At 35.5% G+C, this 1,181-nt stretch carries 1 protein-coding gene; it reads right to left on the bottom strand.

The features are described 5' to 3' along the window. Positions 1-18: 18 nt before the first annotated feature. A protein-coding gene (locus tag C3420_RS17035) for an IS4 family transposase (RefSeq protein WP_103800267.1) occupies positions 19-1,109 on the bottom strand; the annotation gives its coding sequence in 2 pieces (ribosomal slippage) (positions 19-569 and positions 569-1,109; 1,092 coding nt in all). Positions 1,110-1,181: the final 72 nt, after the last annotated feature.

Genomic DNA, 1,181 nt, shown 5'->3' with positions numbered 1-1,181 from the left:
CTCTGTACACGACAAATTTCACAGAACCCTTATCCTATCAGGCTTCTGCCTTCTTAAAATTGCCAAAATTTCCTTAAACTCTTCTTTTTTCCCAAAACCAATTAAACGCTGAATCGCCATTTGAACATAGTCTAAACCATAGCGAAATAAACTCATTGAGAGTCGTCCATGCTTCTTTATTTTTATCACTTTTTTTTGATCATGTTGCCATTCACCTGTTAAATAGCACCAACAGAAACCGATAGCTAGCACTGCTATCAATTTCTTGACTCGTCTAGGGTCTGTTAAACGAGTATTTTCAAGATTAAACCCGCGTCCTTTGAGACAACTGAATAAGGTTTCAATTTCCCAGCGTAATGCATAATCCTGAATAGAATTGGCATTAAACTGAGGAGAAACGACGAGTAAAAGTTCTCCATTTTCTAACTGTAGTGCACTTATATATAGTTTCACTCGACCAACCAAAATCCGTCGTTTACGACATTCAATTTGACCAACTTGAAGATGGCGAAATAAATCACTGATTTTATGATTCTTTCCTAAATGATTGGTGACAATAAAGTTTTTTTAACACGAATGCAGAAGTTGATGTCTTGTTCAATTAACCATGTAAACCACTGCTCACCGATAAACTCTCTGTCTGCGAACACATTCACAATACGGTCTTTACCAAAAATGGAGATAAAGCGTTGAATCAAAGCAATACGCTCTTTTGTATCTGAATTTCCACGTTTATTAAGTAATGTCCAAACGATAGGTATCGCTATTCCACGATAAACGATCGCGAGCATCAGGATATTAATATTTCGTTTTCCCCATTTCCAATTGGTTCTATCTAAAGTCAGTTGCACTTTGTCGAATGAAAATATATTGAAAATCAACTGAGAAATTTGACGATAATCGAAATACTGACCTGCAAAGAAGCGCTGCATACGTCGATAAAATGATTGTGGTAAGCACTTGATGGGCAAGGCTTTAGATGCAGAAGAAAGATTACATGTTTGCTTTAAAATAATCACAAGCATGATGAGCGCAAAGCACTTTAAATGTGACTTGTTCCATTTTAGATATTTGTTTAAGATAAGATATAACTCATTGAGATGTGTCATAGTATTCGTCGTTAGAAAACAATTATTGTGACATTATTTCAATGAGTTATCTATTTTTGTCGTGTACAGAGC

It is taken from the genome of Acinetobacter sp. ACNIH3 (assembly GCF_002918965.1).
Taxonomy (GTDB): Bacteria; Pseudomonadota; Gammaproteobacteria; order Pseudomonadales; family Moraxellaceae; genus Acinetobacter; species Acinetobacter schindleri.
This window is presented reverse-complemented; position numbering and strand designations above follow the sequence as displayed.